This is a genomic window from Sulfurisphaera ohwakuensis, assembly GCF_009729055.1.
GTDB classification, from domain to species: domain Archaea; phylum Thermoproteota; class Thermoprotei_A; order Sulfolobales; family Sulfolobaceae; genus Sulfurisphaera; species Sulfurisphaera ohwakuensis.
The window spans coordinates 1,047,800-1,068,924 of sequence record NZ_CP045484.1; the positions used below are offsets into that span (position 1 = coordinate 1,047,800).

The following is a 21,125-nucleotide window of genomic DNA, read 5'->3' on the forward strand; positions in this document are numbered from 1 at the left end:
ACCTCATTGTACATTGTAATACAATGTAATATGACTTATCTTTTTTTTATTAAATCGCACTAAATGCCTTTATGGGTAAGTTTTCTGAGTACGGCAAAAGAATAACTGAATCGAAATTAACATTTTTCTTAAATATAATTTCAAAAAAGGAAAATGTAATTAGCTTTGCTAATGGACTTCCAGATCCCTCAACTTTTCCCCATAAAGAAATAAACGAAATAATCTCAGAGATCCTAACTAAAAATCCAAATTTAGCATTACAATACACTGTAACTTGTGGTCCTAATTACGTAAAAGACGCCATTATTAAGTTAGTTAAAGAAAGAGGATTAGATAATATTACTGAGGAAAACATCTGTATAACTTCTGGTTCACAAGAAGCCCTTTTCGTATTATTCCACTTATTTTTAAATCCTAACGATACCATCATAGTAGAAAAGCCTACATATATAGCTGCACTTGAGACTCTAAATCCGATAGGTGTAAAATATCTAGGCTTAGATATTAAAAATAACGAATATGAAATTGATAAATTGGAAGAAGAGTTAAGAAAAGAGAAAGTAAATAATGTAAAGTTAATGTACCTTATTCCCTCTGCTCAAAATCCCACTGGTTTGACTATGGGTTTAAATACTAAGAAAAAAATAATAGAATTAGCTAATGAATATGATATTTATATCATAGAGGATGATGCGTACGGTTTCCTATCTTTTAACGATGAATACAATTTTCCCTTGAAGCATTACGATGATACGGATAAGGTAATCTATGTTGGTTCTTTTAGTAAGATATTATCTTCTGGTTTAAGAGTAGGATTTGTAATAGCTAGTGAAGAAATTATTAGAAAAGTAGAGGGATTAAAACAGAATATAAATGCTCATACTCCAACCTTAAATCAGTTGGTTGCCGCTGAGGCAATCTATAGGAATATAATATTCAAGAACTTACCTAAAATTAGACAAATATATAAGACAAAGAGGGATGTTATGTTAAAGGCCATAGAAAATAATTTCCCAGAGAATACAATTTGTTCTAAACCTACAGGTGGGATGTTTATATTCTGTTGGCTAGAAAATTTAGTAGACACAGGTGAAATTTTAATGAAAAGTTTAGAAGAAAACGTAGCTTTCATGCCCGGTAAATACTTTTACTTTGACGAAAGCGGATTTAACACAATGAGATTAAGTTATAGCTTACCTACATATGAAAAAATATTTGAAGGAATAGAAAAATTAGGAAAAATTTTAAGTAGCTTAGAGAGATAACCAATACTCTATTATCTTCTTAAGATTATAATGGAATTCATTCTTTAATTCTTTTATCTTTAATAAAACGTTATTCTTTAATTCCTCTATTCTAATACTATTGTTAGAAGAGTGAATGATATCACTGTCAACTATTCTATATGCATTAAACCATTCATTAATCTCTTCTTCGTCAATCTCTATGTGGAATTGCATTCCTAAACCCCTTTTTACCTTATAAATCTGAAAGTACTTATTACTGTATCCAAGTAATGTACCTTCTGGTGGTATAGTAAAAGTATCCCTATGCCATAAAAAGACATTCATTGATTTACTATTAATTACGTTCTCTAACCCATTAACTAAATTTATTTCTATTATTCCAAATTCTGGTCCAAAAGAACCCTTCGTTACACTGCCACCAGCCGCATAAGACATTATCTGAGCCCCTAAACTTATGCCTAATATTCTCTTATTTTCACGTAAAGCTTTTCTAACTAGTTCTATTTCTAATTCTATGTATTTATACTTATCTTTTTCATATACTGCTTGCGGTCCTCCTAATATCATTAATGCATCGAAATCCTCATTACCTTTTAGTTCATCAGCGAACATCGTTTTTATCGTATAATGGCCTTTCAATAGTTGTTCAAACGTACCTAATTTCTCTACTTCATGATTTTGTATAACTAATAGTTTCTCCATGTTTACGCCCAATTTAAGTACTTATTATAGTCCCATTCAGTTACTTGATATGCATATTCCCTCCACTCGCTCATCTTAAGATCTACATAGTTGTCTACGAAATCTTTGCCTAATGCACTCTTTAGAACATCATCGTTTTGAAGCTCTAATAGTGCTTCCCTTAAATCTGCGGGTAATTGCTTAAGCTCCTTATTATCGGAAAGTCCGTTTATTATAGGGCTACCAGGCTCGATCTTTTTGTTAACGCCATCAAGTCCCGCAGCTAATATTGCCACGACAGCCAAATAAGGATTAACCAATCCGTCTGGAGATCTGAACTCAATTCTAGTGTCATCTTTTGCTTTATTTACATAGGGTAATCTTATCATTGATGTTTTATTATTAACACTATATACAGCATATGCTGAAACCCATCTAGCCCCAGATCTGGGAGTTATAGCGTGAAGTCTCTTATACGAATTTACAGTAGGCATTACAATAGCCATCAAGCTCCTCGCATGGTATAATAAACCCCCTAAGAAATATCTACCGAATTGCGAAAATCCTAATTCATCATTAGGGTCATAGAATAGATTTTCATCATCCTTCCACAAGCTTAGATTAAAATGAGCACCGTTTCCGGTAAGGTTATTAAAAGGCTTGGGCATGAAAGTTGCTATAAGTCCTCTCTTTTCTGCTACACTTCTTATCATAAACCTAGAAAATATATGTCTATCAGATTGTGTTAAAGCTTCAGTATGTTGAGTATCTATCTCATATTGACCATTAGCATCTTCGTGATCTACAGCATATGCTTTCCAACCTAGAACTTCATTAAAGTAATACAACAATTCTTCTATTAATCCTAAGTTGTTACTTCTAATTAAAGTTTGCGCATCGTAACAAGGTCGTTCTAATAAGTCATTAGGATCCGCCGGCTCAATTTTATTATTTACCTTTTTAACTACGAAAAACTCTAGTTCTATTCCTAATTGCATCACATGCCCTTTCTCTTGCTTGAGTTTAGTTAAATAAGTTTTCGCTATGTTTCTTGGTGCAAATGGCCATAATTTTCCATTTACATAAATATCACTTGTAAACCAAGCTGTATCTTTTTTCCACGGCAATATTACCATTGAAGATAGATCTGGTATTGCGGAAAAATCTGGATCTTCTGGTTTAAATCCCAAATCTCCCACAGCATAGCCAGTAAAGGTAGCTCCTCCTTGTAATGCATCATCTAAAAAATCTACTGGAACTAATTTAGCCCTACTTATTCCATTTATTCCTACAAATGATATTAGAGCTTGCTTGACTCCTTTCTCTTTCAATTTAGTTATTAAATCAACCTTGTTATCCATTGATTAATTAAATCTTATGTGATTACTTAAGGATTACTAGTAATCATGAGTATTACAATATATGTGGATGTAATATAAACTAGGATAATATGATACAAATGATATTTTTATGCATAATTATGAGATTAAATATAAAATGAAGGAGGAAAAAGCATCTAAAATTTTCGTAAGAGAGTCATCAGGTTTAATAAAACAATTTGGCATGTTCGATGCTGCAGGAAAGGTAATGAACGTAATGCTGCCTTTAGCTGCTTATTATACTCTTCTTTACTCCCCCGGTGTTCCTGGTGCTAACAATTTCGGCTTATCAGCATTAATAGGCTTCCTATTCGCAATACCACCATTCTACATATACTTAAGATTATCAGAACTAATACCAAGATCCTCCGGAGAATACATATACATATCAAGATTCCTACACTCACTAATAGGAACAATACAAGGAATAACTACTATTATTGGTATGAGTATGTTTACTGCATCTTTAATCATAACATTAACCGTAGACTCTGGGCTGGTTCCATTCTTACAAATTATAGGTTTAGCTTACAATAATCAGTCACTAGTAAATTATGCCTCAGAAATAATATCTTCACCGTTTTATACCTTTATAATTTCTGAAATATTTGTAGTAATTTATTTTATTATTATATCATTTAGTAATAAAATATTGTCTAAAGTTGTAGTAGTATCACTCTTTCTAGGACAAATAATAGGAACGATTTTAGTTTCTGCAATATTTTTAGCCTTAGGCAATCATGGTTTTATAACAGTTTTCAACCATATTTCACAAGAATTCGGATCTTCACAGACATATTCTGAAATCTCCTCTCAAGGTAAATCCCTAATTTATCCTCTTAACTTCGAAGGCACTATTATTATGGCAATTCTCTTATGGCTCTGGATTTTAGCGTGGTTTATAGGACCATCATATTTTGCTGGAGAGTTTAAAGGAGGTAAAAAGTCTATTAGAAGGGGTATGATAATAGGTTGGGTAATAGGAGGCATATTATTATTTCTAGTATCATACTCCTCAGAATACGCTGTAGGTTTGCCTTTCTTTGAGTATTCTTCATTACATGGATGGGGTAATATTCCAATAGCATTTTACGTCTTTTTCCTTCTCTTAAAAAGTTTCTTAATCCCGCCCAAAGATTGATAAATACTTTTTATCACCCTTGCTATCCTCTTGGCACCCAAATACAAACCAAGAGAGTACTTAAACAAGAGTACCAAGAGTAAGGAGAGGGCCTTAAGGGTTATAAACCCCTTATTCCTAACCCAAGTGAGGAAAGAACCTTTCTCCAATCCCAAGGCTTTAAGCTCCCTAATCAAAACCTCAATATCCCAACGATTCTCCCACGCAGTTATGATATCCTCAGCAGTATCATTAACGTTGGTAGAGAAGAAGTACCTCCTTCCAAAACCCTTATAATCATCTATTACAAGTAATTTTATGGGAATACCTAAATACTCAACTAGGTATTCCCCCTCGGGGAACTCGCCAACTGGCACGAGCCTACCACCCTCGGTGACCCGCGAGTTGGACTTGAGTTCCCCGACGGTATTAGATAAAAGAGTCCTAGAATTAACATACCAAGAATCAAAAACCTTGCACACAACATTAAACTCCTTCTCGAGAATTGGCAATGTTTCCAAGTATTCTTGTATCTTTGTCTTGAACTCAACCTCCTCTCCCCTCTCCCTTAATATCTCAACAACCTTTTGTGGTATGTAGGGTATTATTGTTACTATGTAGGTTTCGTTTGTTTTCAAGTCTTTTATTGCTATTATGAGTAGTTGTATTGTTGGTTCGTATCTTTTGTGTTCTCTGCAGTAAAAGACTTGTGCTCCGTTTCTTGATACTGGTAGTGCTCTTGCGTGTTGTTTGTGATCATGTGTGTCATCTATTATTAGTTGTACTGGGTGGTCTTGTACTATCTCTTTTACTATTTTGATCAGGTTTGTGTTTGCTAGTTTGTTAAGGTTTTTTAGTACTGTCTCGTAGTCCATGCCCGTTGCTTGGGCTATTTCTGTTGCTGTTCCACCCATTACTCCTCCAAGTACTAGTTTTGCTAGTGTGTCTTTTCTCAAGCTAGTCAAGGCAGTGAATATTTGTTGTAATGCTTCTTGTAGTGCATTGTAATACGCTTGGAGTAATGAGTTTGTATTCATCCGATATTTTGTTTGGTTAATTTTTAAAAAGTTTTCAAGGTGCCCTTAAACTGCAAGGATTTTCCTATAAATGCTATTCCAATCTCTTTTAGTGAAGGGTTTATAATATGGGCTTCGATAATGGTATATAATAATCCAACACTCTTAACAGTTTTAGCCATAACAAATTTCTTAGCAGAATTCGCAATAAATGCCATACTAATGGCTCTAGCTACAAGAGTTGTATTAGCAATGTCTTTCGATAGATTATTACCCGAATTTCTATCAGCAGTTACAACCAAAGGAATTCCGTTAATAGCATCGATAGTTATCACAGTTATAACAGCAATATGGACTTATGCCCAAAGTCTCGGAGGATTTTCAATAACTCCAATTGGCATAATAACTTTAATAGTAATATATCAAATGGTACCTGCAACATTATCTAGTATTTTCATGGTAATAAGAAGAGGTAATACAATAAATATTACCAGAAGTGATAGAATCAAGATAATTATAATGGGTATAATAGCAACAATAGATCTTTTAGCATCAGCAATTATAGTTCTAGCTTACGGATTTGTCAACCCTATTTACAGCTCATTCGTATTTGCTGGAAACTCCTTAGATACGATCTCAACATTACTTTTAATTCCAGTGGGCGGTACTTTACTGTACTTTACAGCTTTAAAAATAAGAGAAAGACAAGGTATTAATGTAACCTTAGCCTTTAAAGAAATACCTCCAGAATGAATAAGATAGGTTGTTAAGCTTTAATGAATTTAAACAACAAGTTAGTTCCCAAGTCAATTCTATTTTTTATTACTAAAGTATATGGCGAGAGCAGCGTGTGCTAAGGCACCTAATTTTAATACACTTTAAAGGGCAAGGGTTCCCCTCATTGATTCGGATTTACATCTCTCATTTGAGGGGCAGTTGAGAGGGTCAGAGACCCCTCCCATTGAGATTGATTACCGCGATAACGTCACGATCGTTCTCATAACCGCATGAAGGACAACGAAAATACCTATGAGAGATCTCCTTCATCCTTTTACCACACTTTGGACATGAAACAGAAGAATAACTGGGATTAACGTATTGAACTAGAATACCGTGTTTCTTAGCTTGCCACTCAACCCAATATTGAATCCTACGATACTGCATCAAGTAGAGTTTGTCATGATATTCTCTCGGTAGTTTATCCACGTTCTTGATGAGGTTCTTGAGGTTCTCCAACTTAATAACATTAGCACCAAAATCTCTAGCAATTTCAACAACCCACTTCCCTACCTTTCTAGCGAAGTCCTCCATAATACGCCTAGCCCTTTGATGAAAAGAACGAATCCTATTGAGGATCCTCTTGTTCTCCTTCCACCTTATATAAAACATATTAGTCAGATCTGTGTAATATAGATCTGACTAATATGTTTTATATAAGGGGTTCAGATAGGGCGATCTTCATAGAAACAGTAGCTCTGATCGCTTTGCCCCTCCTAGCCATTAAAAGAATTTCAGAAAAAAGGAGTATTTAAATTTCCATCCCCGCCTCACAGAGTCGAGGCTTTTCGCCCCCTTAACCCCAATTTTTGTAAAATGCCCATGTCATCATGCGGTATTTGATTTAAGGTATGGTAGGATGTTGGAACCACCTTATGTTGCACTAGATGCACCTAAGGAGAAGATGGGTTTAAAGGTTTATCAGATTAGGGATAATAACGGTTGGATAGAGGTTGATATTTGAATAAAATTCCCCTCTAAAAGTTTTTTATTTTTTATCACTCTCAGTGAACAGTAAAAAAGTTTAGGGAGCTTTTTGTAAAAGTTTATGAAAAGTAAAATGATAGATTAAAGGCACAAAGTGAATAATTTGTATTTAAATAGTATATACCGCCTAGGAACGCAATATTTATATACTATGCATGTTTCAAAATTCTTATGGGCTTATTTAGAAAAAAACAGCCTGATGGAGTTAGCAATGGAGGAAGGCAAATAAAAATACTTTTCACCTCAGATCTTCACGCATCAGATGTAGCATTTAAGAAATTCCTTAATGCGGGAAAGATGTTTAAAGTAGACATAATGATAATAGGTGGTGACTTAGCTGGTAAAGCTTTAATCCCCATAATAGACATAGGGGAGGGAAAATATGAGGTTAACGGTGAAGTTGTGGGGAGGGAAGGATTACAAGTAATAACGCAGAGGATAAGAAATGAGGGGAATTATTATATAATTACTGATAAAAAGGGTTATGAGGAATTAGTAAATGATAAGAGTAAATTGGATGAGGCATTTAAGCAAGCAATGATAGAGAGACTTAGGGAGTGGATAAAGATTGCTGATGAGAGATATGCTGGGGCTAATATACCAATTTACGTAAATCTGGGAAATGACGACCCTCTTTACCTCTTTGATATAATTGATGAAAGCAATGTAATGAAGAGGACTGAGGGTTTTGTAATACCAATTGGTGATTATGAAATGATCTCTTTCGGCTATGTAAATCCCACTCCCTGGAATACTCATAGGGAGATGAGTGAGGATGAACTCTACTCAAATTTAAAAACAATGATGGAAAAGGTTAGGGATCCCAGTAAAACAATACTCAATTTACACGCCCCACCTTACGGAACTAATCTAGACAATGCACCACTTTTAGATAAGAACTTAAAGGCCGTGGTTAGGGGTGGTGAAATAGTGATGACGCATGTAGGCTCTAAGGCTGTAAGGCAAATTATTGAGGAGTATAAACCTTTATTAGGAATTCACGGTCATATTCATGAGTCAAGAGCTTTCGATAAAGTTGCTGGTACTTTAGTTCTTAACCCCGGTAGTGAGTATAATTCCGGAATCTTTCATGGAGCATATTTAGTTCTTGAAAATGGGAAAGTAAAAACACATCAATTAATCACAGGATAAAAAGTAAGAAAAATCGATCTCTAGCTTAATTACCATTTTGCGTATTTTAGCCATTTTCCGTTAAATGTTAGTATCATTCTTTCATTTCCTTTTTCATCTACTGTCTTTCCTACATCTATTGTCACATCTATCATGCTCATTATTCCTAGCCTTAGACTTATCCGACGTACAAATTACCTATTATTAAAGCTTTTATACAATCTATATACTTTTACCTTCACTTTCTGATAACTATTTTATATTAAGACGAAGTATATTAACACTTTCTAAAATTAGCTATTCCTAGACACTCTTAAAAATAAAATTCTTTTAATTTATCTCTATTTATAGAATTATAATAATATTTAAATTTTGCTATTCAAAGTTATAAAGATTAGCATTTTTACCCTAGACCCCAAATTCATTTTACAAAAATAATTTCAAAGAGTAATTATCTATTATCTTGAAAATTTTGTAATAAAAAGTTAAGGTGGACGGAGTGGTATTACCTTAGGGGAACTAACTTGATAATACCAGACTCCGTCCACCCAAAGACACTTGCACAAATCAAGGAAAAATTATTTTCCATCATAAACTTCAAGGCAGAAGAAGTCAAGAAAACACTTGTAACAGCAGCACTAACAAAAGATTCAGCAGAAAACAAGGCAAAAGAATTTGGCATCTCACCACAAACAGTAAGAAACTACGTGGAAGAACAACCACAAGTAATAGAACAAATGCTAAACATGATCAAAACAATCTCCATCAAGGAACTAGGCGGAAGAAAACGTGTAAAAATATCAATAGACTAACGTCAATAAAATACAAGGGAAAACCAATAGAAGGACTAAGCGGCTCAGAAAAAGATTACGCATAGAATTACGCAACAGCAACAACAAGAGTAAAGAAAAAAACACTAATACTAGCATTCACACGCATAGAATGACAAGACTAGAGATAGTTGAAAACCCAATACAACAAATACCAGCATTAGGCCTAGAAATAGAACTAGTAACACTAGATGCCGGATTCTATTCAGTAGACGTGATCAACTACTTATCAAGGTTTAACTTCATCATTGGAGTAGCCATGGAAAAGGTTGGAATACATGGAAACTTCGATGGTGATTATACTGCAAAGTCAAATGCTAAGAAGGCAACCTTTAGGCTAATAATACATCACGGTAGGGAAAAGGAGTACTTGGCTAAGGGGACAAACCTAGACGTAAATAGGAGTATTATTGTAAAATGGTATAACAAGGTTAGGACACCAATAGAAACATCATACAAGTTAATCAAATCTTTCCTAATCTTTACCTCATCAAGGAGTTGGCTATTCCGATTATTCATCTTCCTCCTAGCAATGTTAATCTATACACTATACTTGCTCCTCAAGGGGACAACGAGCAAGGAAGACTTCCGCTTACTCCTAACCATCTTGCTCTTGCAAGATAATATTACTATTTTGCAAGAATATTTAGTTAAATTATTTTATCTATTTTTTAACTCTCTTGAATTATTTTCGGGGTAATGAAATTGGGGTCTAGGGTACGATTTTCCTATAAGTGCTATACGAGTAATTTTATGGGAATACCTAGATACTCAACTAGGTATTCCCCCTCGGGGAACTCGCCAACCGGCACAAGCCTACTACCCTCGGCGACTCGCGAGTTGGACTTAAGTTCCCCGACGGTATTAGATAAAAGAGTCCTAGAATTAACATACCAAGAGTCAAACGATTTCAATACAATGTTAAATTCTTTCTCTAGAAGTGATAGTAACTCCAAGTATATTTGGATTTTCGTCTTAAACTCTGCTTCTTCTTGAGTATTTTTGCAACTTTTTGTAGGGTATTATTGTTACTATGTAGGTTTCGTTTGTTTTTAAGTCTTTTATTGTTATTATGAGTAGTTGTATTGTTGGTTCGTATCTTTTGTGTTCTCTGCAGTAGAAGACTTGTGCTCCGTTTCTTGATACTGGTAGTGCGTGTTGTTTGTGATCATGTGTGTCATCTATTATTAGTTGTACTGGGTTGGTCTTTTACTATCTCTTTTACTATTTTGATCAGTTTGCTAGTTTGTTAAGGTACTGTCTCGTAGTCCATGCACGTTGCTATTTCTTTTGCTGTTCCACCCATTACTCCTCCAAGTACTAGTTTTGCTAGTGTGTCTTTTCTCAAGCTAGGTTGTGAATATTTGTTGTAATGCTTCTTGAAGTGCTTTGTAATACGCTTGGATTAGTGAGTTTGTATTCATCCGATATTTTTGTTAGTTAATTTTTAAAAAGTTTTCAAGGTGCCCTTAAACTGCACGGATTTTCCGACAAATACTATAAGGAAAAAACGTATTCAATGAAGAAGCTTGAGTAAATCATAGATCCATATAATATCATTAATCTTGAAAAACTACTCTAAATATTTAAATACTAAAAAGAAAATCTTAACTTATGTACAATGAATGGTTACCGGTTGCTTTTTCAGATGAGGTTAAGGATATATATGAAACAAACATATTAGGACAAGACATAGTTATAATTAGAAAAAATGGAAAGCTTTATGGATTAAGTAATAGATGTCCCCATAGGTTAGCTAAGTTGTCTAAAGGAAAAATTATTGAAGATGAAATTCAATGCCCATATCACGGTTGGAGATTTAATCTAGAAGGAAAATTAACTATTGTGCCTTCATTGGGTAAAAAGATAAGTGTAAATTTAAGAAAATATTACGTAAAGGAAAAATATGGTATTATTTGGATATCTATTGATGAACCAAAAGATGATTTACCAGAAATTAAAGAGTGGGATAGTTTTAGAAAAATTAAATGTGGTCCTTACTATATAAACGCAAATCCTTTTAGAGTATTAGAAAATTTATTTGATGTATCCCACTTCCCCTATGTTCATGAAAACTACTTAGGGGACCCTAAATATCCTTATATACCAGAATATAATGTTGAAATTACTAATGAAGGAATTGTAGCAAAAAATATTAAGGTATATCAACCAAATCCAGACGGTAGTCACACTGAAAAGTATGAGAGCTATACTTACATTATATATAGACCACTATTCTTATACTTTACAAAAACCGATGAGAGTGAAAGAACATTTTCCATGATTTTTGCGATTAAACCAGAAAGTAAGAATAAAAGTGTAGTCTTTGCTTGGATTTTCATGAACTACGATTACGAAACAGATGAAAATGTAATTAGAAACTTTGAAGATACAATAATTATGCAAGATAAAGAGGTTTTAGAAACACAACCAGATATATATTACCTTGATTTATCAAAGGAAATTCATGTTAAAGCAGATAAACTATCAATATTTTACAGACATTATCTAAAAAGGAGAATTGGAAAGTTTCCAGAGTTGGGTTTACTATGATTATAAAAAATGTAAGAATAATAACAAAGGAAGGAATTACGGAAGCTGAAGTTAAAATAGAAGAAGAAAGGATTGTTAAAGTTAGTAAAGATATTCAGACTAATGAAAAGGTTTTAGATGGAGATAGCAAACTTCTTTTGCCTGGAGGAGTTGATAACCACGTCCATATTTATAAAAGATATTTAAAAGTTCCAACATCTGATACTGTAGAAAAAAGCACATTAGCTGCAGCATTTGGAGGAACAACAACTGTAATAGATTTTGCTTTTTCGAATAGACAGCCTAATGTTGAGGAGAGAATTAAGCAATTCTCTTCCTCTTATGTTAATTACACTTTTCATATATTTGCTAATGATGTTACAGATAATTTGAAAAAAGCTTTTGATATAGGTTTTAATTCGGTTAAATTTATGATGATTGAGTATGCCGGCTTAAAAAGTACTTTAGCTGGGTTAAAGAAAATAAACGAGTTCGTAAATGAAAGACAAGGTTATGTAATGATTCACGCTGAAGACGAGGAATTAATTAATGTATTGTCTAATAATTTAAGAGGAAGTCCAAAACTTCATTTACTAACGAGGCCGGATGAAACTGAACTCTCTGCAGTTATTAGGGCAATTCCTTTAATAGAAAACGGCTTAATAGCACATGTAAGTAGCGGTAAAACTCTTGATTTGTTACCAGACAAAGTTAAGGCTGAAGTTGTCCTACATCACTTAATTTTAAGTAAGAAAGTATATGATAGAAGAGACTCATACCTTTTTGTGACCACACCACCAGTTAGAGACCCAGAAGAGATCTGGAAAAGAATTAATAAGGTTTCAATTATTGCTACTGATCATAATTGGTTTGATAAAGAAGTAAAAGAAAATCATAAAGAATTTCCTGATTTAGTTCCAGGATTACCTGGTGTTGAGTTAAGGGTTCCAATTATTTTGACTGAATTCATAAAGAGAAACCTACCACTTTATAAGGCAATAGAACTTCTCTCTGAGAACCCGGCTAAGATAAATAAATTAGATGTCGGTAAAATCGATATGGGTTATAGAGCTGACCTAGTAATCTATGATCCTGAAAAGAAATGGAGAGTTTCAGTAGAAAACACCCACATGGTGGATTGGACTCCTTATGAAGGTTATGAAGTTATAGGAAAACCAGATACAATAATCATAAATGGTGAGGTTGTAATAGACAAAGGAGAATTAGTTAGTTCACCAAAGGGAAAGCTTTTAAAATAGTTTTCAAAATATTTATTATGGATTTTCTCTCTAAGTATTTTAAAGAAGTAATAACTTCTATTGAGCTTCTTGAGAAATATTCTACTGATTACTCGTATATATCTCCTATTATCTCATCAATGAGAAAACTACCAAAAGCAGTTATAAAGATAAAAAGTGAGGAAGATGTAAAGAAAGTAATAGAACTTATGAATGAATACCATTTTCCAGTTATAGTTAGAGGAAAAGGGACTAATACGTTAGGGGCAACAATACCTATTAAGGAAAATACAGTAATTTTGGATGTTACTAGTTTAAAAGGTTTTGAAAAAAGTAAAGGTTATTTATTAGCTTATAGTGGAACAGAATTCAATGAGCTTGGAATAAATGATTTACCAGTAATTCCGACAAGTTTCTATATGGCTACTATAGGTGGTTTTGTTGAAGGAGGATCTTTAGGTTTTGGTTCGTTGAAAAATGGAGCTGTATGGGATAATGTAACTGAAGCAGAAGTTTATACATTAAAGGGAAAATATACATTAACTGGAAATGAAGTTTATTCTATTGCACAATCTGCTGGAACTACTGGAATTCTAACTAGGATAAAGTTTAGATTAGTTAAGAACAGGAAAGGAGTCGAGATAGAGAAACAAAAGTTTAACTCTTTATCAGAAGCAATAAACTTTTCATTAAAAGTTATAGATTATGCAGAGTTCATTAGTATACGAAATTATCCAATGGCTAAAGAGATTGAACCAGGTGAAAATTGGGGCAAATGGAATGTAATTTATGGTATTGAAAGTGATAAAGGTTTTCAACTTAAAGATATAATTACTACCTTTGCGGGTGCATATTTTACAGTAGTAAACAAGACAGGGTTATATTATAATTCTTTAGATATTTCTCTTGACGAGCTTGAAAAAATAGATACACAAGATTGTTATATAAGTGCTGAATTATCAAAAAGTTCTATCAAATATTTCTCCCACACTTACTTTATTGGTTGTAATAAGCTTCCCAATGTTGGCAAAATGTTCAATTTACATTCTTATAAGATAAATGATAGAGTTGAGGAAAGAAGATTAAAATATATCATTAACTTTAAGAGAAAAGTTGACGCAGAAGATCTATTTAATTCAGGCAAGTTAGATTTTTAGAGCCCATAACTTGATAGCCTCTTTTTTAGGAAAGGTCTTTTTATTCTCGCGTTAATAACTTCATCTTCAGAAATATCAGCATATAATATCTCTTCGTTTTTCCCAGCCTTAGTAACTATTTCGCCTATTGGCGAAATAATCATACTTTCACCAAAATACTCTTCTTTTTGATTAGGATATTCTTTACCAAACCTATTTATTCCAGCAATATATACAGTGTTAAAAACAGCATGAGCCTTAAGCTCCAATTCCCAAATCTCTTTAAATGCAGCAACAGAAGGTATGAAAATTAGCCAGGCTCCTTTAATTACTTCAACTCTGACAGGCTCTGGGAAATGCCTATCGTGACAAATAACAACTCCAGTTTTCACACCCTTTAAATCAAATATGGGAAAACCTAAATCCCCAACTTTAAAGTAATAATATTCGTTAAAAAACTCCTCTTGTGGCAAATGAGTTTTTCTGTATTTTCCTATAATTTCCCCATTATCCAGTATAAATGCAGTATTGTAAAAGAAATTACTGTCCCTCTCAAAAATTGGTACAATTAAGCTAACTTCTCTTTCTTTGCTTATATCCTTAAACCTCTGTAGAGTCTCTCCTCTTTCAGTCTCTGCCCAGCTAAAATATTTAGGATTTTGCTCAAAGGGAAAATAAATCGTATTGCTTAACTCATCTAATGCAATTATTTTTGCCTTATTATCTATTGCCTTATTTACTAATTCTACTTGTCTTTCTATATTATCCTTTTTATCCCAGGTCATATAGGTTTGAATAATAGCAATTCGCATAAAATATAGTCATAAAAAAAGTAAATAAATTATTCTGGTGGTATTAACTTAAAGGCTAAATTTATATCGATACCTTGACGAAGTCTATATTCTTTTGATATAAAATAAAATACCAAACCTATAACTGGTATTAACCCTATGACTAAGTAATCGATAATTAAATTACCAATTACCATTGATGCGTACAAACTGTTCACACTAGCATACCATATTGAGAAGAATACTGAGATAGCCAAAACTATGGATGCTAGAGAGCCATAAGTTAAAAATTCTATCTTATCCTTCTTACTTAGTTCCTCTCCAGGTATTCCCTTAATTCCAGCAACAATAGCTGAAATAGTAGCTAACAAGAATTGATATAAGAATAGTATACCTATAAGGACTATTGTTGAAACTAGAAAGATTCCATTTATAGTAACATATTCAAAGATTAGTGCTAATGCCAGTACAAATATTGAACTTATTAAAGGTGTCTTTAGCTTTGGACTTACATAAGCAAACTTTTCTGGAATTAATCTGTCAAAAGACATAGCTAAAAGAACTCTACTTGGAATTGCTAAAGATAGTGGACCAGCTACGAATTGTATACCTAAATTTAATACTGCAACGAAAAACGCTAAAATGGGACTACTTAATGCTAGTACTCCACCCCAAGCTATAAATCCAGAAGAAGCTTGAAGTGGTATTGAACTGCCCCAACCATTTAATGAAACATAATTAAAGAATGGTATACTCATTGAATATTCTGTTCCAATGACAAGTCCGAATATTATTGCAGAAGCTATAATATATCCGCTTAGCATTCCCATTTTTATTGATCTTCCAGGGGCTTTATATTCACCAGCAAAATAAGATGGAGCAAAAAACCATACGAATAACCACATAATCATTAGTATCATCCAAACTAATGTCTGCAATGGGTTTACAATAGGGGAATAGTAAGAGAGACCTTGAGAGTATAGAGAAGAGTAAGTAGGTCCAGAAAACTCACCAGATAAGGAATTGAATGCTGTTGCAAAAGCTTTAGGTCCTTCAAGTAATAATGCTACTATTAATATTCCTCCTACTACTTGAAGTGAAGCTATTGTAAACAAAAAGTTCGCCATATATCTCGGGGGTAGGACACTAATTATCCAAAATAAAATAAGAGAAATAAATGAAGCTATTTCAAAAATAGTTGGGTTTGCTAACATACTATTACCTAAATTAAGTAATAGTGAATTATGAAAGGCTAAACCAATTACTTGAAATGCTGGTGCAATACCCGCAGATATCTCTATTTGGGATAAAATTGCAGCCAACAAAGGTGTTGAAAATATATTAGCAACTGCCTGGATACTGCCTAATGCTGGATGTAATATTCTAGTTATATAAATATACTCACCAGATGATCTAGGAATATGCTCAGCTAATTTTAGATATGTTAAAAATATTGGTAAGGCTACTATAGAGGCTAATATTATACCTAAAGTCCAGTTTGCAGCAGGTAATGCTGGAGAGTAAATCATCGTATAATAAACAGATATTGGAACAATCATTGCTAAAACTTTTGCAAAGGCATGCCTACTGCTCATTTGCCTAACTAGACCAGATGATTCTCTAATGAATATTTTCTTTTCAGCCATACTACATATTTATATAAACAGAAATATAAGAATTTTGTTTAAAAAAGTAAAAACTTTTTATTTACCTTATTCAACAACAACGTCCAATCCTAGAGAAGATAGAAAAGTCTTAATGTGATCATTTATTATATGTTTAGTTAATTCTGAATAAGAACGACCTCCAAATATACTTTTTTTGACTTTAATATTGTCAATAAATAATAATTTCTTATCTTGTACTAGAATTTCAAAGTCACCATTTAATGTGTTATCAAAAGTTTCTATGTGGTAAATTATTCCAGAGAACTTTGGATATACTATCATAATACCTCTATTAAACTCAGTAGTCTCATGATCGTATACAATAAAAACTTGATATTTAGAGAGATCTGGTTCCTTGGCTTGGCTTAAATTAACATATGACTTTGTAGATTGATCAAAAATTTTACTAATTAGTAAATGCCCAGTAATGCCAGAAAATAAAAAGGGATTAAACAAGAATTGCTTCAATTCAGCTTGCTTATTTAATATTAAAGAATAACTACTCACCATTTTAACCTCTACCCAATATTACACTCTTTACTTCAAACTTCTTTATGTATGCTCTTCCAAAACCCTTAGATTCTTTCTTAACTACTATTAGTGCGTAATTTAATATTCCATCTTTATAATTACTTCCCGGATTTACAATTGTTGTATTCCTAATTTTATCAATGTTAGGAGATTCATGAATATGTCCATGTAACCCTAATAAGGGTTGATACTTTTCAATAAGCTCTCTAATTGTTTGCGATCCTACATGAATATTCTTATTATTTACATTTGCAATATCTAGCTTAGTATTATAAGGTGGTGCATGGAAATTAAATATTGCAAATTCCGGGTTTTCCAATTTTGTTATCTTATCCATTAGCCTATTATAAAGTGTAGACTCTGGTAATTCCCTATAGGTATTCCAAGGAGTCGGATTTACGTAACCGCTACTTACCATAATTAGATCATTAATTTCAATAAGTTCATTTTCAGCAACCTTTATTCCATACCTTTCTAAATAAGAGTCTACTTCTAATGGATCGTCATTACCTGTATTCCAAACTGTTTTAAATTTAGTATTCTTAGTTTTTTCCTCAAATATTTTGATCCAAGAGTCTATTTGACCTTGAATGAAGTCTAAGATTTTCTCTCTCCTAAATTGCTGATTAGAATGGAATTCATCTAACTCGTCTTTCGATTCGAAAAATAATGGAGCTAAACCAGAGTTTTTATATGCTTTTTCAATTTCATCGAGAGAAACTTCTTTTTCACCTAAAAAAATAGAATTGCCATTCTTTAAATATAATGCAAAATCCTTAGATACTAGATCTCCACCTAGAATAAGGTAATCTACTGAAAACATTTTGGCGGCATTCAAAGCTTTCCTAAACACTACCTCAGAACCATGAATATCAGAGACGAACAATATTTTTGTTTCATTTCCCATATCATGGAATGAGAGTAAGTCTATATAAGTTTAACTTTAGATAAAATGATATTAAATTTAAATTTGTTATACAGTATTTCTCAAGATTTAAATTACAATTATAATGAATTATTTAAGTTATCTCTATACAATTCTCTCATTAGATCAAATGGATTTAAATCTAATACTTTCACTTCTACAGTAGATTTAGCAACAATTTTTCCTTTCCTAAAAACTACGTGTCTTGGCATCATTGTGAATAAAAGTTCTTTAACATCTTTCAAATCAACTAAGATATAATCTTCGTTTTTATTTCCAAATTCTTTTTCTGCATTAGTAGTTATTAAATCTAACCATGAAATATCAAATGTTTTTTCTATATTCATTAGAAGCCATAAGACTTGAAGCATATCACCTACACCAGCTGGATAAAATGGGTTTTGGATATCGTCATGACCTAAGCAAACATTTATATTCTCTCTTAGTAACTCTTTTACTCTTGTGACTCCTCTAAACATCGGATAAGAATTACCCCCATTAAGATAAAAGGCTGTTAATGGTGAGCTAATCACACTTACATTCTTTTCCTTAATCATTCTTATTAACTTTTTAGCATAATTTTCAGAATAAAAATGTAAAGCAGTTAAATGACTTAAGGCTAAATGAGTTTTAGTAACTCCTAGCATATACTCACTATGTTTGGTTCTCTCATCATGCTGGTCAATATGAACGTCTATAGGCTTCTGAAGTTTATATGCTAATTCAGCTATAAAACCCATATGAAGGTAAGGGTCTTTATCAGCCTCAGGCTTTCCTCCAATTATATCAACCATTGAAGAATATCTTACAAAATCTTCTTTTGAACAATTAAATATACCTTGCTCGGGAAATGCTACAATTTGCAAATCAATATATTCTTTCAATTCATCTTTTGCTAAAATAGCAGCTTTCACACTATTTTTAGAGCATGTGTCTGCATGGACTCTTATGTGAGTTGTACCATAAAATAGTTCTATTAAAGCTGCTTTCTCAATTCTTTTCTTTATCTCATCAACTGTCATCTTATCTCTTATTTTGCTCCATATTTCTACAGCTTCTTCTAAACTTTCAGCACCTTCATTACCAATAAAAGCATTTTCTAAATGAGAATGCATATCGTAAAAAGCTGGTATTTTTATCAATATCACACCCTCTTCATAGGTATTTCATAAACTGGAATAAAGTCTGAAATTGCGTTTGCAATAGATGCATAAGCACCAGAAATGCTGTTTTCTCCAACTCCTCTAAATCCGCCTGGAGTACTTGAAGGTGTATTAAGTAACTCCACTTTAACTCTAGGAGCCTCTTTCGCTGTTGGTATTAGATAATTATAAGGTTCATTAACATTCTCGTAAAGAACCCCACCTAATGCTTGAACTATTCCTCCAATTAATTGTCCTTTGACCTTATCCACATCTGCAGGAACTCCTATATCAATAATTATATAATTCTCTCTTAAGTAGAAATTTGTACCGTCATACTCAACTACGCTTATTTGAGCACTTATTGCACCTATTGATTCTTCTGGCTCATAACATTTTATTGAGTATAACTCTTTTTCTTCTAACTCCCAAGGTGAATTATTTAATTTTTCTAAAACTCTTTTTATCCCACCAAGTTTATCAATCTTCTCTTTTAACTCCCTAGCGGCTAAAAGAGTAGCATTTCCAGCAGTAATTACACTCCTACTGGCCCAACTACCAAAACCATTAACATCTTGTGAACCAGTATAAACAACAATTCTATCGTAATCTAATTCCCTCTTCACTATTTCTCTTAAAACATCACTTATTCCTTGACCCATGTCAACTGTAGTAGTTCTAACCTCAATTATGCCAGTGTCAGTTAACCTTAATGATACACACTCATATCCCCCAACAAATGATTTTTCCTCGCCTATCAAAACTTTAGATGTAGGTGAGGCGTAATGAAGGTAAAGCGAAATTCCTATACCAACCTTATATTTTTCTCTATATTCATTATATTTCTCTCTTAATCTCTTTAGTACCATTTTTACATCTCCTATATCATTATTGATTTTTCCTAAATTTCTCTCTCTAATACTGATAGGGTCAATTTTTACCCTTCTACTAACTTCATCCATAATTCGTTCTATAACAAAGAACGCTTCTGGTCTACCAAAACCTCTGAAAGCCCCTTGTGGCGGACTATTAGAGGCAACGACTTTTACGTTAGTTTTTATTTTTATATCATACACATTCTTTAAATTCATAAGAGTAACATATAAGGGTGAAATACCAGACCACGGTAAAGGAAAAGCACCCATATCATAAGTTATGTTATCTATAATTCCCGTTATTTTCCCATTGGTGTTATAATAAACAGTCGCATCATGCTGTTGACCCCTACCTTGTGATGTCATAATATGTTCTGACTTTCTTTCGATCCACTTCAAGTTTTCCCCAGTCACATAAGATAAAGCTATCACGGCTAATTCTTCCATTACAATATCTTGTTTAGCACCAAAACCTCCACCTACTCTAGGTACTTTAATTTCAATTTTTTCCTCAGGTAAATCTAGCATTTCTGAGACTATTTTTCTAACAACTGTTGGTGCTTGTGTTGAAATTCTTATTATTAGTCTTCCATCCTCATGAGTTACAATTACACCTCTTCCTTCTAAAGGAGCTGGGGATTGTCTATTAAATGTAAGCTTTAACGAGAAAGAATTTTCACCAAATTCATAATCTCCTTGAGAAAACGTATGTACTACATTATCTGGTTCATAAATCGGACCAGTTAAATCTTCATACTCTACTTCAACTCCCTCTTTTTTATCTTCGGCATCATACTCGTCTTCTCCTATAACCATTCCTAACGGTTGACCAATATATAGTGCTCTATCTTTTGCTAAAAGTGGTATTTCTATTTCTTTCAGCTTTCCCTCATTGTCAAAGATTTTTGGAATAGTGAAATTTATATCCTTCCACGTATAAACCTTTCCCCTAATATTAAATTTAGCATAAGGCTTATTTGATCTTATAAAACTTACTACTTTATATTTACCCCTAATATCATCTACGTAATAATATAGCATTAAATAAAATAAAAGGCAATTATTATTATATCTTTTTCTTATCTTAACTAAATAATTTCTGACAAAAGAAAAAAAGAAG

The 21,125-nt window shown here is 32.8% G+C and carries 19 protein-coding genes and 3 pseudogenes; 10 read left to right on the plus strand and 12 right to left on the minus strand.

Annotation, left to right across the window (positions count from 1 at the left end; translation table 11 throughout):
• Positions 1 to 71: 71 nt before the first annotated feature.
• A complete protein-coding gene (locus D1869_RS05910; protein ID WP_156014332.1) occupies positions 72 to 1,265 on the plus strand; it encodes an aminotransferase-like domain-containing protein in 1,194 nt (397 codons plus the stop codon).
• Here D1869_RS05910 and D1869_RS05915 read toward each other — a convergent pair.
• Positions 1,254 to 1,949 (minus strand): type 1 glutamine amidotransferase, encoded by a 696-nt coding sequence (locus D1869_RS05915; RefSeq protein WP_156014333.1) that lies wholly within the window; start codon positions 1,947 to 1,949, stop codon positions 1,254 to 1,256. The two genes, D1869_RS05910 and D1869_RS05915, sit on opposite strands and share 12 nt — an antisense overlap.
• Before the next feature lie 2 nt (positions 1,950 to 1,951).
• Positions 1,952 to 3,289 carry a type III glutamate--ammonia ligase gene (glnT, locus tag D1869_RS05920; RefSeq protein ID WP_156014334.1) on the minus strand — a complete coding sequence of 446 codons (1,338 nt, stop codon included), beginning with the start codon at positions 3,287 to 3,289 and terminating at the stop codon, positions 1,952 to 1,954.
• A 136-nt stretch (positions 3,290 to 3,425) separates the two neighbouring features.
• Between glnT and D1869_RS05925 the strand changes: the two genes are divergently transcribed.
• On the plus strand, positions 3,426 to 4,448 hold the full coding sequence (locus tag D1869_RS05925) for an amino acid permease (RefSeq protein WP_184651091.1): 1,023 nt from the start codon (positions 3,426 to 3,428) through the stop codon (positions 4,446 to 4,448).
• Here the strand turns inward: D1869_RS05925 and D1869_RS05930 are convergent.
• The gene (locus D1869_RS05930; RefSeq protein WP_156014336.1) at positions 4,397 to 5,464 is read right to left on the minus strand and encodes an ISNCY family transposase; all 1,068 of its coding nucleotides are present in this window, start codon (positions 5,462 to 5,464) and stop codon (positions 4,397 to 4,399) included. The genes D1869_RS05925 and D1869_RS05930 overlap by 52 nt on opposite strands.
• Before the next feature lie 39 nt (positions 5,465 to 5,503).
• Between D1869_RS05930 and D1869_RS05935 the strand changes: the two genes are divergently transcribed.
• Positions 5,504 to 6,196: an APC family permease gene (locus D1869_RS05935; protein WP_156014337.1), complete on the plus strand. Its 693-nt coding sequence runs from the start codon at positions 5,504 to 5,506 to the stop codon at positions 6,194 to 6,196.
• Between the two features lie 145 nt (positions 6,197 to 6,341).
• Here the strand turns inward: D1869_RS05935 and D1869_RS05940 are convergent.
• Positions 6,342 to 6,820, minus strand: a pseudogene (locus D1869_RS05940) (IS200/IS605 family accessory protein TnpB-related protein); the annotation flags it as partial.
• Between the two features lie 211 nt (positions 6,821 to 7,031).
• Here D1869_RS05940 and D1869_RS05945 point away from each other — a divergent pair.
• Positions 7,032 to 7,184 (plus strand): annotated as a pseudogene (locus D1869_RS05945) (sulredoxin); the annotation flags it as partial.
• Positions 7,185 to 7,378: 194 nt separating this feature from the next.
• A complete protein-coding gene (locus tag D1869_RS05950) occupies positions 7,379 to 8,359 on the plus strand; it encodes a metallophosphoesterase family protein (protein ID WP_156014338.1) in 981 nt (326 codons plus the stop codon).
• A 29-nt stretch (positions 8,360 to 8,388) separates the two neighbouring features.
• On the opposite strand, the gene D1869_RS05955 is transcribed toward D1869_RS05950, so the two are convergent.
• Positions 8,389 to 8,499, minus strand: coding sequence for a cyanase (locus D1869_RS05955; RefSeq protein ID WP_156014339.1), 111 nt, complete (start codon positions 8,497 to 8,499; stop codon positions 8,389 to 8,391).
• A gap of 363 nt (positions 8,500 to 8,862) precedes the next feature.
• Between D1869_RS05955 and D1869_RS15415 the strand changes: the two genes are divergently transcribed.
• Both D1869_RS15415 and D1869_RS15420 read left to right on the plus strand, forming a co-directional pair.
• The gene (locus tag D1869_RS15415; protein WP_231113754.1) at positions 8,863 to 9,150 is read left to right on the plus strand and encodes a DUF4322 domain-containing protein; all 288 of its coding nucleotides are present in this window, start codon (positions 8,863 to 8,865) and stop codon (positions 9,148 to 9,150) included.
• Between the two features lie 130 nt (positions 9,151 to 9,280).
• Entirely contained in the window at positions 9,281 to 9,868 is a 588-nt protein-coding gene (locus D1869_RS15420) for a hypothetical protein (protein WP_231113755.1), read from the plus strand.
• A 40-nt stretch (positions 9,869 to 9,908) separates the two neighbouring features.
• Here D1869_RS15420 and D1869_RS05965 read toward each other — a convergent pair.
• A pseudogene (locus D1869_RS05965) lies at positions 9,909 to 10,592 on the minus strand (ISNCY family transposase); the annotation flags it as partial.
• Positions 10,593 to 10,782: 190 nt separating this feature from the next.
• Here D1869_RS05965 and D1869_RS05970 point away from each other — a divergent pair.
• Genes D1869_RS05970 through D1869_RS05980 form a run of 3 tightly spaced genes read left to right on the plus strand, consistent with a single transcriptional unit; the run spans position 10,783 to position 14,095 of the window.
• Entirely contained in the window at positions 10,783 to 11,721 is a 939-nt protein-coding gene (locus tag D1869_RS05970) for an aromatic ring-hydroxylating oxygenase subunit alpha (protein ID WP_156014340.1), read from the plus strand.
• A complete protein-coding gene (locus D1869_RS05975) occupies positions 11,718 to 12,959 on the plus strand; it encodes an amidohydrolase family protein (protein ID WP_156014341.1) in 1,242 nt (413 codons plus the stop codon). Before D1869_RS05970 ends, D1869_RS05975 begins: the two co-directional genes overlap by 4 nt.
• 17 nt (positions 12,960 to 12,976) lie before the next feature.
• Entirely contained in the window at positions 12,977 to 14,095 is a 1,119-nt protein-coding gene (locus tag D1869_RS05980; protein WP_156014342.1) for an FAD-binding oxidoreductase, read from the plus strand.
• Here D1869_RS05980 and D1869_RS05985 read toward each other — a convergent pair.
• From D1869_RS05985 to D1869_RS06010, 6 genes are all read right to left on the minus strand, one after another.
• Complete coding sequence (locus D1869_RS05985; RefSeq protein WP_156014343.1) at positions 14,092 to 14,886, minus strand: carbon-nitrogen hydrolase family protein; 795 nt, start codon at positions 14,884 to 14,886, stop codon at positions 14,092 to 14,094. The two genes, D1869_RS05980 and D1869_RS05985, sit on opposite strands and share 4 nt — an antisense overlap.
• Positions 14,887 to 14,915: 29 nt before the next feature.
• Complete coding sequence (locus D1869_RS05990; protein WP_156014344.1) at positions 14,916 to 16,511, minus strand: APC family permease; 1,596 nt, start codon at positions 16,509 to 16,511, stop codon at positions 14,916 to 14,918.
• A gap of 66 nt (positions 16,512 to 16,577) precedes the next feature.
• On the minus strand, positions 16,578 to 17,039 hold the full coding sequence (locus tag D1869_RS05995) for a hypothetical protein (protein WP_156014345.1): 462 nt from the start codon (positions 17,037 to 17,039) through the stop codon (positions 16,578 to 16,580).
• 4 nt (positions 17,040 to 17,043) lie between these two features.
• The gene (locus tag D1869_RS06000; protein WP_156014346.1) at positions 17,044 to 17,970 is read right to left on the minus strand and encodes a metallophosphoesterase family protein; all 927 of its coding nucleotides are present in this window, start codon (positions 17,968 to 17,970) and stop codon (positions 17,044 to 17,046) included.
• Between the two features lie 98 nt (positions 17,971 to 18,068).
• Positions 18,069 to 19,130 carry an amidohydrolase family protein gene (locus D1869_RS06005; protein WP_156014347.1) on the minus strand — a complete coding sequence of 354 codons (1,062 nt, stop codon included), beginning with the start codon at positions 19,128 to 19,130 and terminating at the stop codon, positions 18,069 to 18,071.
• Between the two features lie 2 nt (positions 19,131 to 19,132).
• Complete coding sequence (locus D1869_RS06010; protein ID WP_156014348.1) at positions 19,133 to 21,046, minus strand: xanthine dehydrogenase family protein molybdopterin-binding subunit; 1,914 nt, start codon at positions 21,044 to 21,046, stop codon at positions 19,133 to 19,135.
• Positions 21,047 to 21,125 lie beyond the last annotated feature (79 nt).